This window comes from Arthrobacter sp. Y3225116 (assembly GCF_059091245.1).
On record NZ_JBNHGL010000364.1, the window covers coordinates 1 to 2,080 of the forward strand.

1 pseudogene is annotated in these 2,080 nt (G+C 68.8%); it reads right to left on the bottom strand.

What is annotated here, in order from left to right:
* Positions 1-2,017, bottom strand: a pseudogene (locus tag AC5RV2_RS17370) (Rne/Rng family ribonuclease); the annotation flags it as partial.
* Positions 2,018-2,080 lie beyond the last annotated feature (63 nt).

A 2,080-nucleotide genomic window follows, 5' to 3' on the forward strand; every position in this document is an offset into this window, starting at 1 on the left:
GGCGCGACCTGCGCTTGCGCCCGGAGGGCTGGCCCGGCGAACCCGCGGGCGCACCGGCCGCCGCCGCTTCGGGCTTGCCGGCAACGGCGGCGAAGGCGGGTTGTTCGCCGTCGTGCTGCTTGGACTTGGCCGCCTCCGGGTGATCTTCCGCCTCATGGGCGGCGTGCGCGGCGGCGGCGATGGTGGCCAGTGCCGCGCGGGCGGCCTCGGCCTTGGCCCGGCGCTCGGCGTCGTCTTCCTGGACCACGGCGGCCGGGGTCTCGGCGGCAGTCTCCTGCCCGCCCTGGCCGCGGTTGCGGCGCTTCTCGCTGCGCGACTGCCGTTCGGAGCGCTTCTCGATGCGGACCTGGTGGTGCTCGGTGGCCGCGGCGGGGCGGCGGTGTTCGACCGGTTCGTCGTGCGTGATCACGCCGCGGCCGGCGCAATGCTCGCACTGCTCGCCGAAGACTTCCAGCAGCCCGGTGCCCATGCGCTTGCGGGTCATCTGGACCAGGCCCAGCGAGGTTACCTCGGCTACCTGGTGCTTGGTCCGGTCGCGGCCCAGGCATTCGACCAGGCGGCGCAGCACCAGGTCGCGGTTGGACTCCAGCACCATGTCGATGAAGTCGATGACGATGATGCCGCCGATGTCGCGCAGCCGCAGCTGGCGGACCACTTCTTCGGCCGCTTCCAGGTTGTTCTTGGTGACGGTCTCTTCCAGGTTGCCGCCGGAGCCGGTGAACTTGCCGGTGTTGACGTCCACCACGGTCATGGCCTCGGTGCGGTCAATCACGAGGGAACCGCCGGAGGGCAGGAAGACCTTGCGGTCCAGCGCCTTGTGGATCTGCTCGTCGATCCGCTGGGCGGCGAAAATGTCCGTCTCCGACGTCCACTTCTCCAACCGATCCACCAGGTCGGGGGCCACATAGGTCACGTAGGCCTCGATCGTGTCCCAGGCTTCTTCGCCGGAGACGACCAGCTTGGAGAAGTCCTCGTTGAACACGTCGCGGACCACCTTGATGGTCAGGTCCGGCTCGGCGTAGAGCAGCTCCGGTGCCAGCGTCTTGGTGGACCCGGCACGCGATTCGATGCCCTCCCACTGCGCGCGCAGCCGGTTGATGTCGTTCATCAGCTCTTCTTCGCTGGCGCCCTCGGCCGCGGTGCGGACGATCACGCCGGCTCCGTCGGGAACATGTTCCTTCAGGATCTTCTTCAGCCGGTTGCGTTCCACGTCGGGCAGTTTCCGGGAAATGCCGGTCATGGAGCCGCCGGGGACGTAGACCAGGAAGCGGCCCGGCAGCGAAATCTGGCTGGTCAGGCGGGCGCCCTTGTGGCCCACCGGGTCCTTGGTGACCTGCACCAGGACCGAGTCGCCGGACTTGAGCGCGAGTTCGATCCGGCGCGGCTGCCCGTCGAGGTGGGCGGCGTCCCAGTTGACCTCGCCGGCGTAGAGCACGGCGTTGCGGCCGCGGCCGATGTCGATGAAGGCGGCCTCCATGCTGGGCAGCACGTTCTGCACCTTGCCCACGTAGACGTTGCCGATCAACGAGTCCTGCTGGGTCTTGGACACGAAATGCTCGGCCAGCACGCCGTCTTCGAGCACGCCGATCTGGATCCTGTCGTCGCGCTGGCGGACCACCATCTGGCGGTCGACGGATTCGCGGCGGGCCAGGAACTCGGCCTCGGTGATGACCTGGCGGCGGCGGCCGGTCTCGCGGGACTCGCGGCGGCGCTGCTTCTTGGCCTCCAGCCGCGTGGACCCCTTGACCGACGCCACCTTGTTGCTGGGGGCGGTCTCGGTGATCGGGCGCGGTGCCCGGACCCGGGTGACCGTGTTGGGCGGGTCGTCGTCGGCACCGCCGGTGAGTTCAAGATCGGCATCGCCGCGGCGGCGACGGCGGCGGCGGCGCGAGGTCACGCCGTCCTTCTCCCCCGCGGCACCCTCTTCAGCGGCTTCGGCAGCCTCGTCGCTTTCTTCGGTGCTGCCGGCCTCGTCGCCGGCGGCTTCCTCGGAGCGGTTGCGGGTGCGGCCAGAACGGAAAAGCCCACGTCAGAACACCAATCACCACTAAGTATATCGTTTTGCGTATTCTTCTTTAAA